Annotated in this window: 18 protein-coding genes; 9 read left to right on the top strand and 9 right to left on the bottom strand. The window is 66.7% G+C overall.

The annotated features are described in order from the left end of the window. Window positions 1-2: 2 nt before the first annotated feature. Genes ACR9ZJ_RS07520 through ACR9ZJ_RS07500 form a run of 5 tightly spaced genes read right to left on the bottom strand, consistent with a single transcriptional unit; the run spans window position 3 to window position 3,220 of the window. Window positions 3-914 carry a tyrosine recombinase XerC gene (locus tag ACR9ZJ_RS07520; RefSeq protein WP_481282052.1) on the bottom strand — a complete coding sequence of 304 codons (912 nt, stop codon included), beginning with the start codon at window positions 912-914 and terminating at the stop codon, window positions 3-5. Further along, window positions 911-1,597 (bottom strand): DUF484 family protein, encoded by a 687-nt coding sequence (locus ACR9ZJ_RS07515; RefSeq protein ID WP_481282053.1) that lies wholly within the window; start codon window positions 1,595-1,597, stop codon window positions 911-913. The genes ACR9ZJ_RS07520 and ACR9ZJ_RS07515 overlap by 4 nt, the downstream gene beginning before the upstream one ends. Before the next feature lie 58 nt (window positions 1,598-1,655). After that, the gene (gene dapF / locus ACR9ZJ_RS07510; protein WP_481282054.1) at window positions 1,656-2,483 is read right to left on the bottom strand and encodes a diaminopimelate epimerase; all 828 of its coding nucleotides are present in this window, start codon (window positions 2,481-2,483) and stop codon (window positions 1,656-1,658) included. Between the two features lie 6 nt (window positions 2,484-2,489). Then, window positions 2,490-2,705, bottom strand: coding sequence for an LPS translocon maturation chaperone LptM (gene lptM / locus ACR9ZJ_RS07505; protein ID WP_481282055.1), 216 nt, complete (start codon window positions 2,703-2,705; stop codon window positions 2,490-2,492). Window positions 2,706-2,749: 44 nt separating this feature from the next. Continuing rightward, window positions 2,750-3,220: a GNAT family N-acetyltransferase gene (locus ACR9ZJ_RS07500; RefSeq protein WP_481282056.1), complete on the bottom strand. Its 471-nt coding sequence runs from the start codon at window positions 3,218-3,220 to the stop codon at window positions 2,750-2,752. Between the two features lie 237 nt (window positions 3,221-3,457). On the opposite strand from ACR9ZJ_RS07500, the gene ACR9ZJ_RS07495 reads away from it, so the two are divergent. Continuing rightward, window positions 3,458-4,942 carry a RimK family protein gene (locus ACR9ZJ_RS07495; RefSeq protein ID WP_481287390.1) on the top strand — a complete coding sequence of 495 codons (1,485 nt, stop codon included), beginning with the start codon at window positions 3,458-3,460 and terminating at the stop codon, window positions 4,940-4,942. A 9-nt stretch (window positions 4,943-4,951) separates the two neighbouring features. On the opposite strand, the gene ACR9ZJ_RS07490 is transcribed toward ACR9ZJ_RS07495, so the two are convergent. Then, window positions 4,952-5,170 carry a hypothetical protein gene (locus tag ACR9ZJ_RS07490; protein ID WP_481282058.1) on the bottom strand — a complete coding sequence of 73 codons (219 nt, stop codon included), beginning with the start codon at window positions 5,168-5,170 and terminating at the stop codon, window positions 4,952-4,954. 135 nt (window positions 5,171-5,305) lie between these two features. Here ACR9ZJ_RS07490 and aroE point away from each other — a divergent pair, with 135 nt between their 5' ends. Beyond that, window positions 5,306-6,136 carry a shikimate dehydrogenase gene (gene aroE, locus ACR9ZJ_RS07485; protein ID WP_481287389.1) on the top strand — a complete coding sequence of 277 codons (831 nt, stop codon included), beginning with the start codon at window positions 5,306-5,308 and terminating at the stop codon, window positions 6,134-6,136. A gap of 42 nt (window positions 6,137-6,178) precedes the next feature. Here aroE and ACR9ZJ_RS07480 read toward each other — a convergent pair whose 3' ends face one another. Continuing rightward, complete coding sequence (locus tag ACR9ZJ_RS07480) at window positions 6,179-6,640, bottom strand: carboxymuconolactone decarboxylase family protein (protein ID WP_481287388.1); 462 nt, start codon at window positions 6,638-6,640, stop codon at window positions 6,179-6,181. A 166-nt stretch (window positions 6,641-6,806) separates the two neighbouring features. Here ACR9ZJ_RS07480 and pdxR point away from each other — a divergent pair, with 166 nt between their 5' ends. Continuing rightward, window positions 6,807-8,240, top strand: coding sequence for a MocR-like pyridoxine biosynthesis transcription factor PdxR (pdxR, locus tag ACR9ZJ_RS07475; protein WP_481287387.1), 1,434 nt, complete (start codon window positions 6,807-6,809; stop codon window positions 8,238-8,240). Here the strand turns inward: pdxR and ACR9ZJ_RS07470 are convergent. Continuing rightward, window positions 8,212-8,520 carry a hypothetical protein gene (locus tag ACR9ZJ_RS07470; RefSeq protein WP_481287386.1) on the bottom strand — a complete coding sequence of 103 codons (309 nt, stop codon included), beginning with the start codon at window positions 8,518-8,520 and terminating at the stop codon, window positions 8,212-8,214. The two genes, pdxR and ACR9ZJ_RS07470, sit on opposite strands and share 29 nt — an antisense overlap. Before the next feature lie 316 nt (window positions 8,521-8,836). Here ACR9ZJ_RS07470 and ACR9ZJ_RS07465 point away from each other — a divergent pair, with 316 nt between their 5' ends. Then, complete coding sequence (locus ACR9ZJ_RS07465; protein ID WP_481287385.1) at window positions 8,837-11,146, top strand: TonB-dependent receptor; 2,310 nt, start codon at window positions 8,837-8,839, stop codon at window positions 11,144-11,146. Between the two features lie 4 nt (window positions 11,147-11,150). On the opposite strand, the gene ACR9ZJ_RS07460 is transcribed toward ACR9ZJ_RS07465, so the two are convergent. Then, a complete protein-coding gene (locus tag ACR9ZJ_RS07460; RefSeq protein WP_481287384.1) occupies window positions 11,151-11,609 on the bottom strand; it encodes a DUF4126 family protein in 459 nt (152 codons plus the stop codon). Between the two features lie 207 nt (window positions 11,610-11,816). Between ACR9ZJ_RS07460 and ACR9ZJ_RS07455 the strand changes: the two genes are divergently transcribed. The 5 genes from ACR9ZJ_RS07455 to ACR9ZJ_RS07435 all read left to right on the top strand — a co-directional run bounded on the left by ACR9ZJ_RS07455 (window position 11,817) and on the right by ACR9ZJ_RS07435 (window position 15,821). After that, window positions 11,817-12,350, top strand: a complete 534-nt coding sequence (locus tag ACR9ZJ_RS07455; RefSeq protein ID WP_481282065.1) for an energy transducer TonB — start codon at window positions 11,817-11,819, stop codon at window positions 12,348-12,350. 90 nt (window positions 12,351-12,440) lie between these two features. Continuing rightward, complete coding sequence (locus ACR9ZJ_RS07450) at window positions 12,441-12,731, top strand: hypothetical protein (RefSeq protein ID WP_481287383.1); 291 nt, start codon at window positions 12,441-12,443, stop codon at window positions 12,729-12,731. A 108-nt stretch (window positions 12,732-12,839) separates the two neighbouring features. Continuing rightward, window positions 12,840-13,136 carry a hypothetical protein gene (locus ACR9ZJ_RS07445; RefSeq protein WP_481282067.1) on the top strand — a complete coding sequence of 99 codons (297 nt, stop codon included), beginning with the start codon at window positions 12,840-12,842 and terminating at the stop codon, window positions 13,134-13,136. A 13-nt stretch (window positions 13,137-13,149) separates the two neighbouring features. Beyond that, a complete protein-coding gene (locus ACR9ZJ_RS07440) occupies window positions 13,150-13,683 on the top strand; it encodes a gamma carbonic anhydrase family protein (protein WP_481287382.1) in 534 nt (177 codons plus the stop codon). A 92-nt stretch (window positions 13,684-13,775) separates the two neighbouring features. Continuing rightward, window positions 13,776-15,821 carry a M3 family metallopeptidase gene (locus ACR9ZJ_RS07435; RefSeq protein WP_481287381.1) on the top strand — a complete coding sequence of 682 codons (2,046 nt, stop codon included), beginning with the start codon at window positions 13,776-13,778 and terminating at the stop codon, window positions 15,819-15,821. The last annotated feature ends 18 nt before the right edge of the window (window positions 15,822-15,839 follow it).

The raw sequence follows: 15,839 nt of genomic DNA, 5'->3' as shown, positions 1-15,839 counted from the left end.
CTTCAGCCCTTCCGCTTCGCCCGTGGATGGGCCGCGTCGTACACCTTCGCCAGATGCTGGAAATCCAGGTGGGTGTAGATCTGGGTGGTGGCGATGTCGGCGTGGCCGAGCAGTTCCTGGACCGAACGAAGATCGCCCGAGGATTCCAGCATGTGGCTGGCGAAGGTGTGCCGCAGCATGTGGGGGTGCACGCGCTTGGCTTGGCCGCTGGACAGCTTGGCCAGGCGAAGTTGAATGGCGCGGGCGCCGATGGGCGCCCCGCCGCGGCCCTTGAACACCGGCAGCTCCGGACCGGCTCCGCCGAGGGCGGCCAGGGCCCTGAGCGCGGCCACCGCATACCGCCCCACCGGAAGGATGCGTGTCTTGTTGCCCTTGCCGAGCACGCGCACCTGGCCATCGTCGAGGTCGAGGTCGCCCCAGTGCAGGCCGCAAAGCTCCGACAGGCGCAGGCCGCTGGAATAGAACAGCTCCATCATCGCCGTGTCGCGTGGCGCCAGTGTTCCGCCGAGGTTGGTTTCGACCAGTTCCTTCGCCTCGTCCGCATCGAGCACCTGGGGCAGCTTGCGGCGCACCTTCGGCCCGCGCACGCCAGCGGCGGGATCGTGGTCGAGCTTGCCTTCCCGGCTGAGGTAGCGGAACAGACTGCGGCAGGCGGAGAGCAGTCGCTGGATGCTGTTCGGCTCCAGGCCTTTCGTCTCGCGCCCGTCCTTGCCGCGCAAGGGTCGATGCAGGCGCGCGATCATCGAGCGCATGCGGTCCGGACCCAGGCGGTCGAAGCTGTCCAGGCCTTCGGCTTCCATGAATTCCAGCAATTTACCCAGGTCGCGCCGGTACGCCGCCAGGGTATGCGCCGAGGGTGCGCGCTCGGCGGCGAAGTGGCGCAGGAAGGCCTCGATGGCCTCGCGCGGGTTCACGCCGCCTTCCGGGCCCGTTCGATGGCCGAGCCGACGGTGGTCGAGATCATGTCGAGGAACAGCGTGCCCATGCCGGGGTGGAACCGGTCGGGATCGGCGCTTCCGATGGCGAGCAGCCCATCCTTGCCGATCCGCATCAGCGCGGCGGAACGAACCTCCGGCGCGGTATCGCCGAACAGGCGGTGCAGCTTGTCGGGCGCCAGGCGGCCCGCGACGGGATCGCCGTGTTCCAGGAACGAGGCGAACTCGGGCAGGCCCGAGGCACCGTGCGGCTCGCGCAGCAGCCAGGGCTCGTCGGGCAGCCCGGCGAGGTCGCCGAAGAAGACCAGGCGCACCCGCTCGGACTGGAAATCCTCGGTCAGGCGGCGCACCACGTGCCTCACGGTGTCCTCGACGTCGCTGGCGCCCAGCAGCGCGAGCATCAGGCCGTGCACGCGGCGCATCAGCTTCTCGTTGTCGGCGGCGACCGCCGTCAATTCCTTGAGCCGTGTTTCCAGTTCGGCGTTCTTCTCGCGCAAGCCGCGCAGCTGGTGCACGGCGAGCGAAGCGGCGGGACCGTTCGCGCTGGGCAGCACCAGTTCGTTGGCGAGTTCGGGATAGCCGACGAGGAAGTCCGGATGCCGTCGCAGGTAGGACGCCACGGTGGCTGGCTTGATATCGCCGTCGATCGCGGAGTCGGTCATGTCGTTTCTTCCTCGAAGTGCTGCATGTGTCGCAGTGTGCCCCGTTCGCGCGCGAACGTCACACCTCGCCTTCGAAGACGAAGGCGGCGGGGCCGGTCATCCACAAGGTATGGCCAGGACCGTGCCACTCGATGGTCAGCGTGCCGCCGGGCAGTTCCACATCGACGGTGGGCGCGGCAAGGCCCAGGGATTGCGCCACGGCGGCGGCGGCGCAGGCACCCGTGCCGCAGGCGCGGGTCCAGCCGCTGCCCCGTTCGTGCACGCGCAGGCGGATGCGGTCCGGGCCCAGGCGCTCGGCGAAACCCACGTTCGCACCGTGCGGGAAGGCCGGGTGGTTCGTGAGCAACGGCCCGAGCGTGTCCACGCGCGGGTCGTTCACATCGTCCACGAACACCACCGCGTGTGGGTTGCCCATGGAGACCGCGCCGAAGCTCACGTCTTCGCCATCGATCGCGAGCGTGTAGACGGCATGCGCGGGCCGGTCGAGCGGAATGGCGGAGGGGTTGAAGTCCGGCTCACCCATGTCGACCACCACCCTGCCCTCGTCGATCACGCGTACGGTGACCGGGCCGGAAGGACTCTCCAGGCGAACGTCGGTGTCGCGCTCGATGGCGCCGTCGCGGTACAGCCACGCGGCCACGCAGCGGACGCCGTTGCCGCATTGCCCGGAAGGCGAACCGTCGGCGTTCCAGATCCCGTAGTAATAGGCGCAGGAGGGATCGCGTGCGGGCTCGATGCTGATCAGCTGGTCGAAGCCGATGCCCGTATGCCGGTCGGCCAACGCGGCCACGCGTGCCGCGTTGGGGGTGCGTGGCGCATCCTCGCGCCAGTCGACGATCGCGAAGTCGTTGCCGATCCCATGCATCTTGGTGAAACGGGAAGGCATCACGGACTACTGGTGGATGACCGAATTGAACGGCGTGCGCGTGCTGCTGGCCGGCGGCGGGGCGAGCGACGTCGAGCTGGCGGCCGGGTGCGCGCCCGTCTGCGGCTTGGCGGTGGCCGAAGCGGCGGGCGGCGGGGGCATGAACAACGGCCCCTTCTGGCCGCAACCGGACAGTGCGGTGACGATGGAGGCGAGGGCAAGCGGCAAGATGAGTCGGCGCATGGGCGATTCCCCGGAAACGGAGGCCAGTATAGCCTCGGGTCCGCTCAAAGCAGCTTTTCGAAACGGAAGGCGTCCGCGCCGTCGGCGTAGTAGTTCGCGTATTCGCCGATCCGCGCGTAGCCCAGCCGTTCGTAAAGACGGATGGCCACCGCGTTGTCCTTGCGCACCTCCAGGCGAAGCGACCGGCAACCGTGTCCGCGTGCGGCGTTTTCCGACGCATGGATCAACGCGGAGCCCACGCCCTTGCCCTGGGCCTGTGGCGTGGTCGCGATGGAATACAGCCGTGCGACGGTCGTGCCCCTGCGGAAGAACACCACGGCCGTGCCGAGGAAGCGGCGATGGTTGGCACTGGCGACGAGCACCAACGCGCTTTCGCTGTCGAGGTGCTTGCGATACTGGGCACGACTCAGGCGGTCCTGCGCGAAGCTCGATTCCTCGAGCGCGACCAGGTCGTCGAGATCGCTCACTTCGGCGCGGCGTACACGTACCGAGGCGGTGACCGGGGGTGGCTGCATGCGCTTTGGGGACTCCGGCGCGGGTGGAGGACGGCTCGCGGGCCGAGCGGGGCGAAGCAAGCGCGGCACTGTAGACCTCGGGTCGGCATGGATCAATGACTTTTTCATGAATCCTTCCGGACGTGCGTCGACGGTCCCGCTTGTGTGTCGCACCATCGCGGGCACACACTGCGGCACCGGCGAACGATCGGCCCCGGGCGGGGTCGAGTGAACGGAGTTGCCGTCTGTCGAGGTCTCATGAGCCGGCTCGTCATCGTCGTGGAGAAAGCCTCGGACTGGGGCTCGTATTACCCGTCCGCCGATGTGGTCACCGCCATGGATTACCTCCGTCAGCCGGTGGGTGGCGACGACGAGCGCACCCAGGTCATCAACCTGTGCCGCAACTACAAATACCTGGGTACCGGCTACTACGTGTCGCTGCTGGCGGAGGCGCGCGGGCACAAGGTCATACCGTCCGTGCGCACCGTGAACGACCTGCGCCGCCGTTCGCTTTATGGCCTGGACATCGACGACCTCAACCAGAAGCTGGCCAAGTTCCTGCCGGCCGGCGGGCGCGACACCACCGACTTCGGCGTGCTCGTCTACTTCGGCGAGACCTCCTACGGCGACCTGCAGGATCTTGCGAGGCAGGTGTTCGACATGTTCCCTTGCCCGCTGATGCGCATCGAGTTCGAGCGTGACCGGGTCTGGCAGGTCTCCGCGATCAAGGCGGTCGGCCTGCACACGCTGGACGACGCCCAGGAGGATTCCTTCGCCCTGGCGCTGGAGAAGTTCTCGCGCAAGCTCTGGCGAAAGCCGCGTGCGCGCCGCCGCTTCCGTTACGACATCGCCATGCTGGTCGACCCGAACGAACAGATGCCGCCGTCGAACAAGAAGGCGTTGAAGCAGTTCATCGAGGCCGGCAAGCACCTGGGCATGGAAGTCGATCCGATCGGCAAGAACGATTACCAGCGGCTCGCCGAATACGACGGCCTCTTCATCCGCGAAACCACCGCCAGCGACAACCATACCTATCGCTTCGCCCATCGTGCGGAGAAGGAAGGCATGGTGGTGATGGACGATCCCACGTCGATCCTCCGCTGCACCAACAAGATCTTCCTGAACGACATGATGGTCTCGCGCAAGCTGGCCACGCCGATCACGGAAATCCTCTACCGCGACGATCCCAAGCGCCTGCGCGACCTGCACGAGCGTCTGGGCCTGCCCATCGTGCTGAAGATCCCGGACGGCTCGTTCTCGCGTGGCGTGGTGAAGGTGGAAACCCGCGAGGCGTTGGAGAAGGCGGCCGGCGAACTGTTCTCGCACAGCGCGCTGCTGATCGCGCAGGAATATCTCTATACGGAGTTCGACTGGCGCATCGGCGTGCTCAACCACGAGCCGCTGTACGCATGCCAGTACTTCATGTCGCGCGGCCACTGGCAGATCTACAACCACGGCGCCAAGGGCACCGCGAAATCCGGCGGTTTCCGCACCGTGCCCGTGCGGGACGCGCCCGCCGAGGTCGTGAAGCTGGCGCTCAAGGCCACCCAGACCATCGGCGATGGCCTCTACGGGGTGGACCTCAAGCAGGTCGGCGAGCGCCCGGTGGTGATCGAGGTCAACGACAATCCGTCGATCGACGCGGGGGTCGAGGACGCGTACCTCGGCGAGGACCTCTACCTGCGGATCATGCAGGAGTTCCTGCGCCGCCTCGAACTCAAGCGCCTCGGCATCCAGGCCTGATCCGCGGCCTCACCGGCGAAACAACGCCATCAGCAATGTCATCGGCAGGCTTGGCTTCATCGCCACCAGGACGCTCGCCGGGGCCAACAGCAACCAGAAGGCGGGGGTCCAGCCCAGCGTCTCGCTATGCCCCGACAGCGGGGTCAACAGGAGCAGCAGGGCGCCCGCGGCCAGCCAGGCCAGGGCGATGAGGGCGCGCTGGCGGCGCGGCGAGAGCGTGTCGTGCATGGCGTACTCCAGGCATGGGAATGGCGATGGAGGAAGCCTGGGCCGCCGCCGTCTCACGGACCGCGACCGGGGGGCGGCACGTTGTTAGAATCCTTTCGCCGGACAGGGTGTTCCGGCGCCGTGCCAGGAGAATCCATGAGCGCTGAAGCGCACCGTTACGCCGTGTTCGGTCATCCGATCGCGCATTCGCTGTCCCCGGAGATCCACAAGGCCTTTGCCGCGCAACTCGGTATCCGCCTGAGCTACGAGACCGTCGACGCGACCCCTGGCGACTTCGCCGCCGCCGTACGCCGTTTCTTCGCCGACGGCGGCCTGGGCGCCAACGTGACTCTTCCCCACAAGGAAGCAGCCTTCATCCTGGCCAGCGAGCACAGCGAGGCGGCCGCCCGCGTCGGCGCCGCCAACACCCTCACACCCCTGGTGGGCGGCAAGCTGCATGCCCACAACACGGACGGCAGCGGCTTCGTCCGTGACATCACCGAGCGTCACTCGCTCGACCTGCGTGGCCACGACGCCCTCCTGCTGGGTGCCGGTGGCGCGGCCAAGGCCGTGGCCTGGGCCTTGTTGGACGCCGGCGTGCAGACGCTGACCATCGTCAACCGCACGCCGGAGCGTGCCGACCAGCTGGCCGACGCGATCGGCGATCCCGCGCGCTGCCACACGCGTTATTGGGACGGCCTGGATGGCGAATGCTTCGACCTCGTCGTCAACGCCACCTCGATCGGCGTCACCGGCGGCTCGTTCGACCTGCCGATGTCGATCCTGCAGGATCATTCCACCTGCTACGACCTTTGCTACGGCGCCGCGGCGGCCAGCTTCAAGGGTTGGGCGACCGCCGCGGGCGCTCGTTACTTCCGTGACGGCCTGGGCATGCTGGTGGAGCAGGCGGCCGACGCTTTCGAGCGCTGGCACGGTACGCGCCCCGACACCGATCCCGTCTACAACGCGTTGCGGCAGCGCTTCTGAGTCCAGGGCGAACCGTTCCTCGCGTGATCTTCGACGGCCCGCTCAGCCTTCGGCTGCGCGGACCGCTTCCGGCGTGTTGCGAAAGCTGATCGCGAGTCGGTTGTAGGTGTTCATCAAGCCGATGGCCAAGGTCAGGTCGACCAGCTCTTTCTCACTGAACACGCGCGCCGCCGCCTGGAAATCCGTGTCGGGCACGCCTGTTCGCGCGACTTGGGTCACCGATTCGGCCCAGGCCAGGGCCGCCTGTTCGCGGGTGTCGAACAGCGCACCCGTTTCGCGCCATGCTTGCAGAAGCGCCAACTTCTCGATCGGAACGCCCTTCTTGATCAGGTCGCGGGTATGCATGTCGAGGCAATAGGCGCAGCCGTTGATCTGGCTCACCCGCAGGTAGACGAGGTCGACCAGCCGGGCATCCAGCCCCGACTGCGCCACATAGCCATAGACACCGCCGAGCGCTTTCACGCCGTTCGGCGAAACCTTCGTGTAATCGATGCGTTGTGACATGACGGAACCTATTCGTGCGGGGTGGTGAGGGGTGTGTCGCCGGTCAGTAGCGCTGCAAGAAGACGCTTCGTTCTCATGATCGACTCCTGAATCAGAACGCTATCGTGCGCCTGCTTCAGGTCATCGAAAAGAACCAGAAAACGCGTATCTGGATGTACCATGAGGCATGGCATCGGCCCTGCACATCCGGATCGACCGTTCCGTCCCGGCTACCCTGACGGAACAGATTCGCGCGGGCATCCTGGCGGCGATCGGCAGCGGTGCGCTCGCGCCCGGCGCCCGGCTTCCGTCATGGCTCGCCTTGGCGGCGCAACTCGGCGTGGCGCGGGGTACGGTCAAGGCGGCCTATGAACGCCTGGCCGACGAACAGGTGATCGTGTCGTCGCGACCGGGCGGTACCCGCGTCGCCGATCACCCCGTGAGCGTGGGAGAAGCGGCTCCGCAAGGCGAGGCGGAGACACCGCCGGCGCTGTACCAGCACCTGCTCGGTGGCGCCGCCATGTTCCAGATGGGCGTGCCGGGACCCGATGGTTTCCCGACCAGCCTGCTCGCCCGTTTGCGTGCCCATGCCGTGCGCGCCGAGACGGCCGCACAGGCGCTCTACCCCGATCCTCGCGGCGAGATCGAACTCAGGCGCGAGATCGCCGCCCACCTGGCGCTGGCGCGCGGCATCGAATGCCGCCCCTCGCAGGTCTTCATCACCGCCGGTTTCGCCGGCGCGCTCGGCACGGCGCTGAGGGTGCTCGGTGTCGAAGGGCGTGAGGCGTGGATGGAGAATCCCGGCTTCTTCCAGAGCCGCAAGGCGCTCGAACTCGCCCGGCTGGTTCCCGTGCCGGTGCCCGTGGACGACGAAGGCATCGACGTCTCCCAAGGCATCGAGCGGGCTCCCGGAGCGGCGTTGGCCCTGGTGACGCCCGGCCAGCAGGCGCCCCTGGGAGTCACGCTGTCGTTGGCCAGGCGCATCGAGTTGCTTGGCTGGGCGGCGCGCACGGACGCGTGGATCCTCGAGGACGACTACCTTGGCGAACTTCAGCTCGAACGCCGCGCCGCGCCGGCGCTGGCATCGCTGGACCGCGAGGGCCGGGTCATCCACATGGGCTCGTTCAGCAAGACCATTAGCCCGACGCTGAGGCTGGGCTTCATCGTAGCCCCAGCGGGGCTGGTGAGTTCGTTCACCGAGGCGGCACTGTGCTTCGGATCGGCACCGGGTCCCGCGATCCAGCATGCGATCGCCGACTTCATGCGGGAAGGGCACTACATGAGGCATCTACGCCGCATGAAGCGTATCTATTCCGCCAAGAGCCACGCGCTACAGGTGGCATTGGAAGCGAACGGCTATCGCGCGCACATCGGCGGCCTGGGCGCCGTCATGTATCTGCCGGACCTCGTTCCGGATATCGATGTGGCGCGGGAGGCAAGGGTGCATGGGCTCGCGCCGGTACCGCTGTCGCCGTGGTTCAGTCCCGGCAGCCCCCGCCGCTCGGGCCTCTTGCTCGGGGTTGCCACCGTGGACGAAGCGCGGCTTCCGACGGCGTGCCGGCAGTTACATCGACTCATCGAAAACGCGGCGCTCAAGGCGCATCCGCGCTCGTCACGTTGACCGGGCAGTTATACGTGGCGCGGTAGTCGTAGCGCTGCTTCGTTCCCGCTCCATCCGCCGACGCCACCGGTGCCGCCAGGACCAGTCGGATGGTGTCGACCCTCGGCGCGCTGCACTTCTGCCGCGCCATCGCGACACAGGGTTGTTCGCTCAGCGCGTCTTCCGTGCACGACACCGCGATGGGTGCCATCGACGGCGCGACGGCGACCGGAGCGGTCGTGGAAGCGCAGCCCGCGAGGAGCGCCAGCGCGGGCCCAAGGAAACGGATTCGGTAACGCATCGGATCCTCCATGCAGGTGGAGCCTGCGCCGGCCGGATGACCGGCTCGTTTCAGCGTGTGAGCAACTGGCGGGCTCCCAACGAGACGATCACGGCACCGCGGACGCGATCGATCCATGCCTTGCCGAGAGCGGGCTCCGGCACGGGAAACCCGACTGTACCCACCGGAAGGATGGACGTCCAAATGTTTCAGTCGTAACGGTTGTCGACCCGGTCACGCTTCGGGCGACAGTCAAACATCCGTCATCCCGGAGTAAGCAGCGTTACATGCGCGGGCCACACGCTCGCGGGCTCTTGCCTTCGATGGATCGTCCCCGATGACGCGTGTTTGTATTTCCTTTCGTCGTACCGCCCTCGCCACCGCGCTCGTCCTGTCGCTGCACGCCGGGTTCGCGCACGCCGCCGTGGGCGACGGCGACAAGGCCGCTCCGGCCCCGTCCGACGCGACGGACGCTCGTGACACTCCGAAACAACTGGACGCGATTTCGGTGATCGCACCGGGTGAAACGCGACAGATCCAGAGCATCGGCGTCGAGGAGATCGTGCGCCAGCAGACCCCCGGCAGCAGCGCCCTGAAGGCATTGGACAAGCTCCCGGGCGTGCAATTCCAATCGGCCGACCCGTGGGGCGCCTACGAGTGGTCCACGCAGATCACCCTGCATGGCTTCGACCAGTCCCGCCTGGGTTTCACGCTCGACGGTATCCCGCTCGGCACGATGGGCTACGGCGTGACCGATGGCCTTCAGGTCACCCGCGCCATCACGTCGGAAAACCTCGCGACGGTGGAACTGGCACAGGGCGCCGGTGCCCTGGGCACCGCCTCCAACACCAATCTCGGTGGCACCGTGCAGTTCTTCTCCGCCGATCCGGACGCCAAGCCGGGCGTGCGCTTCAACCAGGTCATGGGTTCCGACTCGACCAGCCGCACCTATGTGCGCGCGGACAGTGGCGACCATGGCGGCTTCTCCATGTACGTATCGTTCGCGCATGCCGACACGGACAAATGGAAAGGTTTCGGTGACCAGAAGTCGAACCAGGCCAACCTCAAGGCGGTGTACCAGTGGGGCGACGGTAACCGTATCAGCCTGTTCGCGGACGGTAGCAAGCGCAAGGAATACGACTACATGGACCTGTCCCTGACCAGCCAGCGCGCGCTGGGCTGGGACTGGGATTACCTGCAGCCGGACTGGAACACCGCCGTCGGCATCGCCAACGCGCTCAACGGCAAGGGCCAATATCCCGCGCTGCTCGACGCGCTGCCGGCGGACTACGGCAAGGGCGACGCGACGTATTACGCCGGTGGCGGCATCCGCCGCGATGGCCTGGCCGGCCTGTCGGGTTCGTTCAACCTCGGTGGTGCCACCCTCGACGCCACGGGGTACTACCACGCCGACCGCGGCGAAGGTCAGTGGGCCACGCCCTACCAGGCCTCGTCGTCCACCGTGCCGCTTTCCATGCGCACCACCGACTACGGCCTGGACCGCTATGGCCTCACGTCCGCGCTGAAGTTCAGCCTGGACAACCACGATATCGAACTGGGCGTATGGGGCGAGAACGCCAACACGAACCAGGAACGCAACTTCTTCACGCTGGATGGCCAGTACACCGCCCTTTACACGTTCTACAACGACCAGCAGCCGTTCCTTCGCGCGTTCCTGCAGCACTACGAAACCAAGACGCGCATGGCCTACGCGGAAGACACCATCCACTTGCTCGACGACCGGCTCACCGTGAACTTCGGCGCGAAGTCGCTGCGCGTGACCACGGACGCGACGTCCCTGGTGCCGACGACGACGTTCGCCCAGGGTGACATGAAGGCGAGCAAGGGTTTCCTGCCACAGGCGGGCGTCGATTACCGCCTGGACGAGAACCAGGACATCTACGGTTCCTATGCGAAGAACCTGTCCGCCTTCGGCATCACGCCGTTCAGCACCTCACAGGCGGCTTTTGACGCGGCGAAGAGCCGCTTGAAGCCCGAGGAATCGCAGACCTGGCAGGTCGGCTACCGCGCGCACGGCGAAACCTTCGAGGCTTCCCTCGGCTTGTTCTATACGCGCTTCGAAAACCGCCTGCTGGTGACCACGCCCTGCCCGGCCGTCGTCACCTGCGCGTCCTCGTTGAACAACGTGGGCGACGTGAAGAGCCGTGGCGCGGACCTCGCCTTCATCTGGAAGCCGATTCGCGGATTCACCTGGCTCAACTCGCTGTCGTACAACAAATCGCAGTACCAGGACGACTACCAGAACGCCGGCACGGTGCCCACCGCCGACAAGTACGTCGTCGGCGTGCCGAAGACGATGTTCTCCACCTCGCTGAGCTACGAGATGGGCGGTTGGCGCGCCAATCTGGAAGGCAAGTACACCGGCCGCCGCTACATCACCTATACCAACGACTCGTCGGTGCCTTCCTATTGGGTGGCGGACGCGGGCATCGCGTACGACTTCGGCGCGGTCTCGGCGTTCAAGGGCCTCAGCATCGGCTTGAACGTCACCAACCTGTTCGACAAGCACTACTTCGCCTCGACCGGTACCAACGGCTACGTCGCGTCCGACCCGCAGGGCTACAACCAGACCCTGATGGCCGGGGCGCCACGCCAGTACTTCGTGAACCTCAACGCTCAGTTCTGACCGGTCAGACCAGGAAGACCACGACGAGGGCCAGCACGATCGTCACAATGTCCTCGATGATCGCGCCGGGGAGATCCCCGTGGAATCTGGCGGCCATCCACGCGCGGGCCGCCGAACCACCGTAGGTGCCGAGGACCGCGCCGATGATGCCTGCGACCAGGCCACCGACCAGGCTCTCGTCGGTGGCACCGACACAGGCGCCGCTCAGCGCGCCCGTGATGATCCGGGTGCCGAATTGCAAGGGAATCTTGCGGCTGGGGGTGGTGGGCAGCTTGTCGGCGACCAGCTCGCCAAGGGCGGCGATGCCGAATATCCATGGTGTCCAGGCATAGCCCATGAACGCGAGCGGTGTGCCGGCCAGATGCAGGTCGCCGAAGCGGGCAGCGAAGGCGACGGCCGCGGGGGCGAGCATGGCGCGATAGCCGGCGACGATACCGATGAGCAAGGCGAGAAACAGGATCATGGCGCATTCCTTTCCCGGATGGTGGCTGCATTAGGCGGGATGCGAATCCCCGATGCAATGGCGACAAGCGCATGGCTGCGAGCTTCGCGGGAGTTCCTGCGGGGCGACCGCCACCGATTTGCAACAATCGGGCGGGAAGATGTCACGCCCGTTGGGGTCGGCCACAGGGGGTCGGCCTGGTTGCGGGTCGTTCTCCCGGATTTCCCCATGTCCAAGTTCAACCTGGCCGCGCTTCCCCGCCGCGTGGTCATCCTTACCGGCGCCGTTGTCGTGGCCCTCGCCGGGGCCGCGGCGTTCGCGACGCTGCGCATGCACCGTGTCGACGCGGGGATGGCGGCCGATGGCTCCTCCTCGGCGCAGACCGAATCCGGCGACGCCGATGCGTCGGGCGTCGATATCCTGCTCGGCCTCGCCCGTCAGGCCACGCGTGAAGGCCGACTGGTGGCGCCACAAGGCAATAATGCCTACGAGTATTACCTCAGTGTCATCCAGCTGGATCCGCAGAACGCGACGGCGCTGGATGCCTTGCGCGAGACCCTGCCGTTCGCCTCGCAGGAAATCGAGCGGCAGATCAATCGCCGCCAGCTGGAGGAGGCGCGCCGCGAGATCGCCCTGCTGCGCGACTTCGATCCGACGAACTACACCCTGATCATTCTCGGGGCGAAGCTCGACGCGCAGCAGCAGGTCGTTACCGCGGAAGACGAGGCGAAGGCTGACGCGATGCGTCGGCGTAACGGCTAGTCGAATTCATTCCGCGGAGGGGGAAGCCGGGCGATAGTCGTCGGCGCGCCGGCATTGGCGCAACCCCTCTTACAGGCAAGGAGCCTGATCATGAATAAGACCCTCCGTTCCCTCGCGCTCGCACTGTTGGTGACCGCCCCCATCGCCGTGAGCGCTCAGGGCCACCAAGGTATCCCGCTGCACTGCAGCATCACGCAGACGGGCACGTTCGAAGCGTTTATCGCGGCCAAGCCGACGCCGGAGCAGTTCCGCGCGGCCTATGGGTGCATTCAGCTGCAGCTGCCCAACAGCTACTCCACGCACGAGCGGCGGGTGGACAACAGCCGATACTTCGCCCGAATCGACGAGCAGGGCCGCATCGTGGGTGGCCGCTTCGGGTAAGCCCTGGCAGCGACGGACGCCGGGCAGGGCGTCCATTCAGGACCCGGTTCATGTTTCGTCGCGAGTCGTGCGGCGATAATCGCCACTCCACCTGGCAAGGAGCCCCGCATGAATCGCCTCGTTCCCCTCTTTTTCCTGCTCGTTCTCGGCGGTGCCGCCCTCAGCGCGTGCCAGACCGCGCCGGCCGCCCAGCCCCGGCCCGTCGCCGGCTTCGTCACCGACATGAAGGCCTTCGACGCCTTCATCGCGACGAAACCGACGCCGGAGCAATTCCGCGCGACCTATCCGGACGTCCTCCTGGTTACCCCCGACATGATGTCCACCCGGGAAATGCGCCAGAACAACAGCCGCTACTTCCCCAAACTCGACGCCGATGGGCGCATCGTGGGTGGGTCGTTCATGTAAGTACAATGGCCTCATGCACAACCCCATCAGGCCCTTCAAGGGAATCCTTCCGCGCCTTGGCGCCCGCGTCTACGTCGATGCCGCCGCCACGGTCATTGGCGATGTCGAACTGGCCGATGACGTGTCGATCTGGCCGGGCGCCGTCGCACGTGGCGATGTGCATCACATTCGCATCGGCTCCCGCAGCAACCTCCAGGATGGCGCCATCATCCACGTGACCCACGACGGGCCCTACAGCCCCGGGGGATTGCCGACGATCATCGGCGCCGATGTCACCATCGGCCATGGCGCGGTCATCCACGCCTGCACCGTCGAGGACGGCTGCCTGATCGGCATGCATGCCACCGTGCTGGATGGCGCGGTGGTGAAGAAGAATGCGTTCGTGGGTGCCGGCGCGCTGATCTCCCCGGGCAAGGTGGTGGGCGAACGCGAGCTGTGGCTGGGAAATCCGGCAAGAATGGTGCGCGTGCTCAGCGACTCCCAGGTCGAGCAGCTGTACTACTCGGCGGCCAACTACGTCCGTCTCAAGGACGATTACCTCGCTTGAGCCCATTGGCGCCCGCCCAGGGCCGCCACGCCGCGCTGCCGCTTGATTTGGGCCGGCCACGGCACCACGCTGGGTGCCTGAAAGGAGACCCGATGGATACCAGCACCAACCCTCTTCTCGACCCGAACGGCTTGCCGGCTTTCTCGGCGATCCGGCCGGAACATGTCGAACCGGCCATCGACACCTTGATCGCCGAGCAGCGCGCCGCCATCGAGCGGATCGCGGCACCCGGCGGCGTCCGTGATTTCGAGCACGTGATCCTCGCCCAGGAACGCCTGGACCAGACGATGGCACGGGCCTGGGCGCCGGTGAGCCACCTGCATTCGGTGGCCGATTCCGAGGCGCTGCGCAAGGTTCATGGGGCCGCCGAGGAGAAGCTCACGGATCACGGGATCGAGGTGGGCCAGAACCGCGATCTCTATGCCGCCGTGCAAGCGGTGGCCGCCCGCCCCGACTTCGCCGCCCTTCCCGTCGCCAGCCGCGCCGCGGTCGAGCATGCGTTGCGCGATTTCCGCCTGTCCGGCGTGGCGCTGGAAGAACCTGCGCGCAGCCGCTTCCGTGAAATCGGCGTCGAGTTGTCGAAGCTCACGACGGAATTCTCCAACGCCGTGCTCGATGCCACCGAAGCCTGGCACAAGCACATCACCGACGAGCGGGACCTCGCCGGCATTCCCGCGTCGGGTCGTGCCGTTCTTCGTGAATATGCGCGCGAGGAAAAACTCGACGGCTTCCTGGTGACGCTCAAGCAGCCGAGCGTGCAGGCGGTGCTCACCTACGCGGAAAACCGCGACTTGCGGGAGGCGGTCTACTACGCCTACCAGACTCGCGCATCCGACCAGGGCCCCGACAAGGGCAAGTTCGACAATTCGGCGCGCATCGAGAAGATCGTCGCGTTGCGGCACGAGGCCGCCCAGCTGCTGGGTTTCGCCAACGCGGCCGAGGAATCGCTGGCCACCAAGATGGCCACCTCGCCCGATGCCGTGCTGTCGTTCCTGCGCGATCTCGCGATCCGCGCGAGGCCGGTGGCGCGCAAGGAACTGGACGAACTGCGCCGTTTCGCCACCGAGGAATTGAAGATCGACAACCTCGAACCGTGGGATGTCGCCTTCGCCGCCGAACGCCTGCGCCAGCAGCGCTATGCCGTCGACGAGGAGCAGATCAAGCCGTACTTCCCCGCCTCGGCCGCCATCGACGGCCTTTTCATGGTGGTCGAGCGGCTCTACGGTATCCGTTTCGCCGCCCGTGACGATATCGACACGTGGCACAAGGACGTGAAGTACTACGACCTGAAGAATGCCGACGGCACGGTATTCGCCGGCGCCTACCTCGACCTGTACGCCCGCTCGGGCAAGCGCGGTGGCGCGTGGATGGACGTGTGCGCCTCGCGTTTCCGCGACGGCGGGCACCTCCAGTTGCCCATCGCCTTCCTCACCTGCAATTTCCCGCCGCCCACCGACGGCGCGCCGGCGTTGCTCACGCACGACGACGTGCTGACCTTGTTCCACGAATTCGGCCACGGCCTGCATCACATGCTGACCGAGGTGGATATCCCGTCCGTTGGCGGCATCGATGGCGTGGAGTGGGATGCCGTGGAACTGCCCAGCCAGTTCATGGAGAACTTCGCCTGGGACCGGGAGGCCTTGCGTTCGTTCGCCAGGCACTATGAAACGGGGGAGCCGCTCCCGGACGACCTCTACCAGCGCATGCTCGATGCCCGGCACTTCCACGCGGGCCTGTTCCTCGTCCGCCAGTTGGAGTTCGCCCTGTTCGACTTCCGCCTGCACCTCGAGTACGACCCGTCCCGAGGGGCCCGCCCGCTCGACGTGCTGGAAGAGGTCCGTCGCGAGGTCGCCGTGCTCCATCCACCGGCCTGGCAGCGTTTCCCGCATGCCTTCACGCATATCTTCGCCGGCGGATATTCGGCCGGTTACTACAGCTACCTCTGGGCGGAGGTACTTTCCGCGGACGCCTTCGAGGCCTTCGAGGAGGCCGGCGTGCTCGACCGCGCCACGGGTGAGCGTTTCCGCAAGGAAGTGCTGGCGGTAGGCGCCACGCGGCCGGCGCTGGATTCCTTCAAGGCCTTCCGCGGCCGCGAGCCCCGCCCGGACGCGTTGCTGAAAAGCTACGGCCTGGCCTGAGCCGTACTTGCCCGGGGG

Source organism: Luteibacter sp. KNZ12-1A (assembly GCF_056755675.1).
The sequence above is the reverse complement of the archived record's forward strand: the minus strand, read 5'-3'. Positions and strand labels throughout refer to the sequence as shown.

Excerpts from the sequence above, each read along its gene's own strand:
- ACR9ZJ_RS07500 (WP_481282056.1), bottom strand. The coding sequence starts at position 3,220 with ATGCAGCCACCCCCGGTCACCGCCTCGGTACGTGTACGCCGCGCCGAA.
- pdxR (WP_481287387.1), top strand. The coding sequence starts at position 6,807 with ATGGCATCGGCCCTGCACATCCGGATCGACCGTTCCGTCCCGGCTACC.
- ACR9ZJ_RS07480 (WP_481287388.1), bottom strand. The coding sequence starts at position 6,640 with ATGTCACAACGCATCGATTACACGAAGGTTTCGCCGAACGGCGTGAAA.
- ACR9ZJ_RS07440 (WP_481287382.1), top strand. The coding sequence starts at position 13,150 with ATGCACAACCCCATCAGGCCCTTCAAGGGAATCCTTCCGCGCCTTGGC.
- ACR9ZJ_RS07460 (WP_481287384.1), bottom strand. The coding sequence starts at position 11,609 with ATGATCCTGTTTCTCGCCTTGCTCATCGGTATCGTCGCCGGCTATCGC.
- lptM (WP_481282055.1), bottom strand. The coding sequence starts at position 2,705 with ATGCGCCGACTCATCTTGCCGCTTGCCCTCGCCTCCATCGTCACCGCA.
- ACR9ZJ_RS07435 (WP_481287381.1), top strand. The coding sequence starts at position 13,776 with ATGGATACCAGCACCAACCCTCTTCTCGACCCGAACGGCTTGCCGGCT.
- ACR9ZJ_RS07515 (WP_481282053.1), bottom strand. The coding sequence starts at position 1,597 with ATGACCGACTCCGCGATCGACGGCGATATCAAGCCAGCCACCGTGGCG.
- ACR9ZJ_RS07495 (WP_481287390.1), top strand. The coding sequence starts at position 3,458 with ATGAGCCGGCTCGTCATCGTCGTGGAGAAAGCCTCGGACTGGGGCTCG.
- ACR9ZJ_RS07455 (WP_481282065.1), top strand. The coding sequence starts at position 11,817 with ATGTCCAAGTTCAACCTGGCCGCGCTTCCCCGCCGCGTGGTCATCCTT.
- ACR9ZJ_RS07490 (WP_481282058.1), bottom strand. The coding sequence starts at position 5,170 with ATGCACGACACGCTCTCGCCGCGCCGCCAGCGCGCCCTCATCGCCCTG.
- ACR9ZJ_RS07445 (WP_481282067.1), top strand. The coding sequence starts at position 12,840 with ATGAATCGCCTCGTTCCCCTCTTTTTCCTGCTCGTTCTCGGCGGTGCC.
- aroE (WP_481287389.1), top strand. The coding sequence starts at position 5,306 with ATGAGCGCTGAAGCGCACCGTTACGCCGTGTTCGGTCATCCGATCGCG.
- dapF (WP_481282054.1), bottom strand. The coding sequence starts at position 2,483 with ATGCCTTCCCGTTTCACCAAGATGCATGGGATCGGCAACGACTTCGCG.
- ACR9ZJ_RS07470 (WP_481287386.1), bottom strand. The coding sequence starts at position 8,520 with ATGCGTTACCGAATCCGTTTCCTTGGGCCCGCGCTGGCGCTCCTCGCG.
- ACR9ZJ_RS07465 (WP_481287385.1), top strand. The coding sequence starts at position 8,837 with ATGACGCGTGTTTGTATTTCCTTTCGTCGTACCGCCCTCGCCACCGCG.
- ACR9ZJ_RS07450 (WP_481287383.1), top strand. The coding sequence starts at position 12,441 with ATGAATAAGACCCTCCGTTCCCTCGCGCTCGCACTGTTGGTGACCGCC.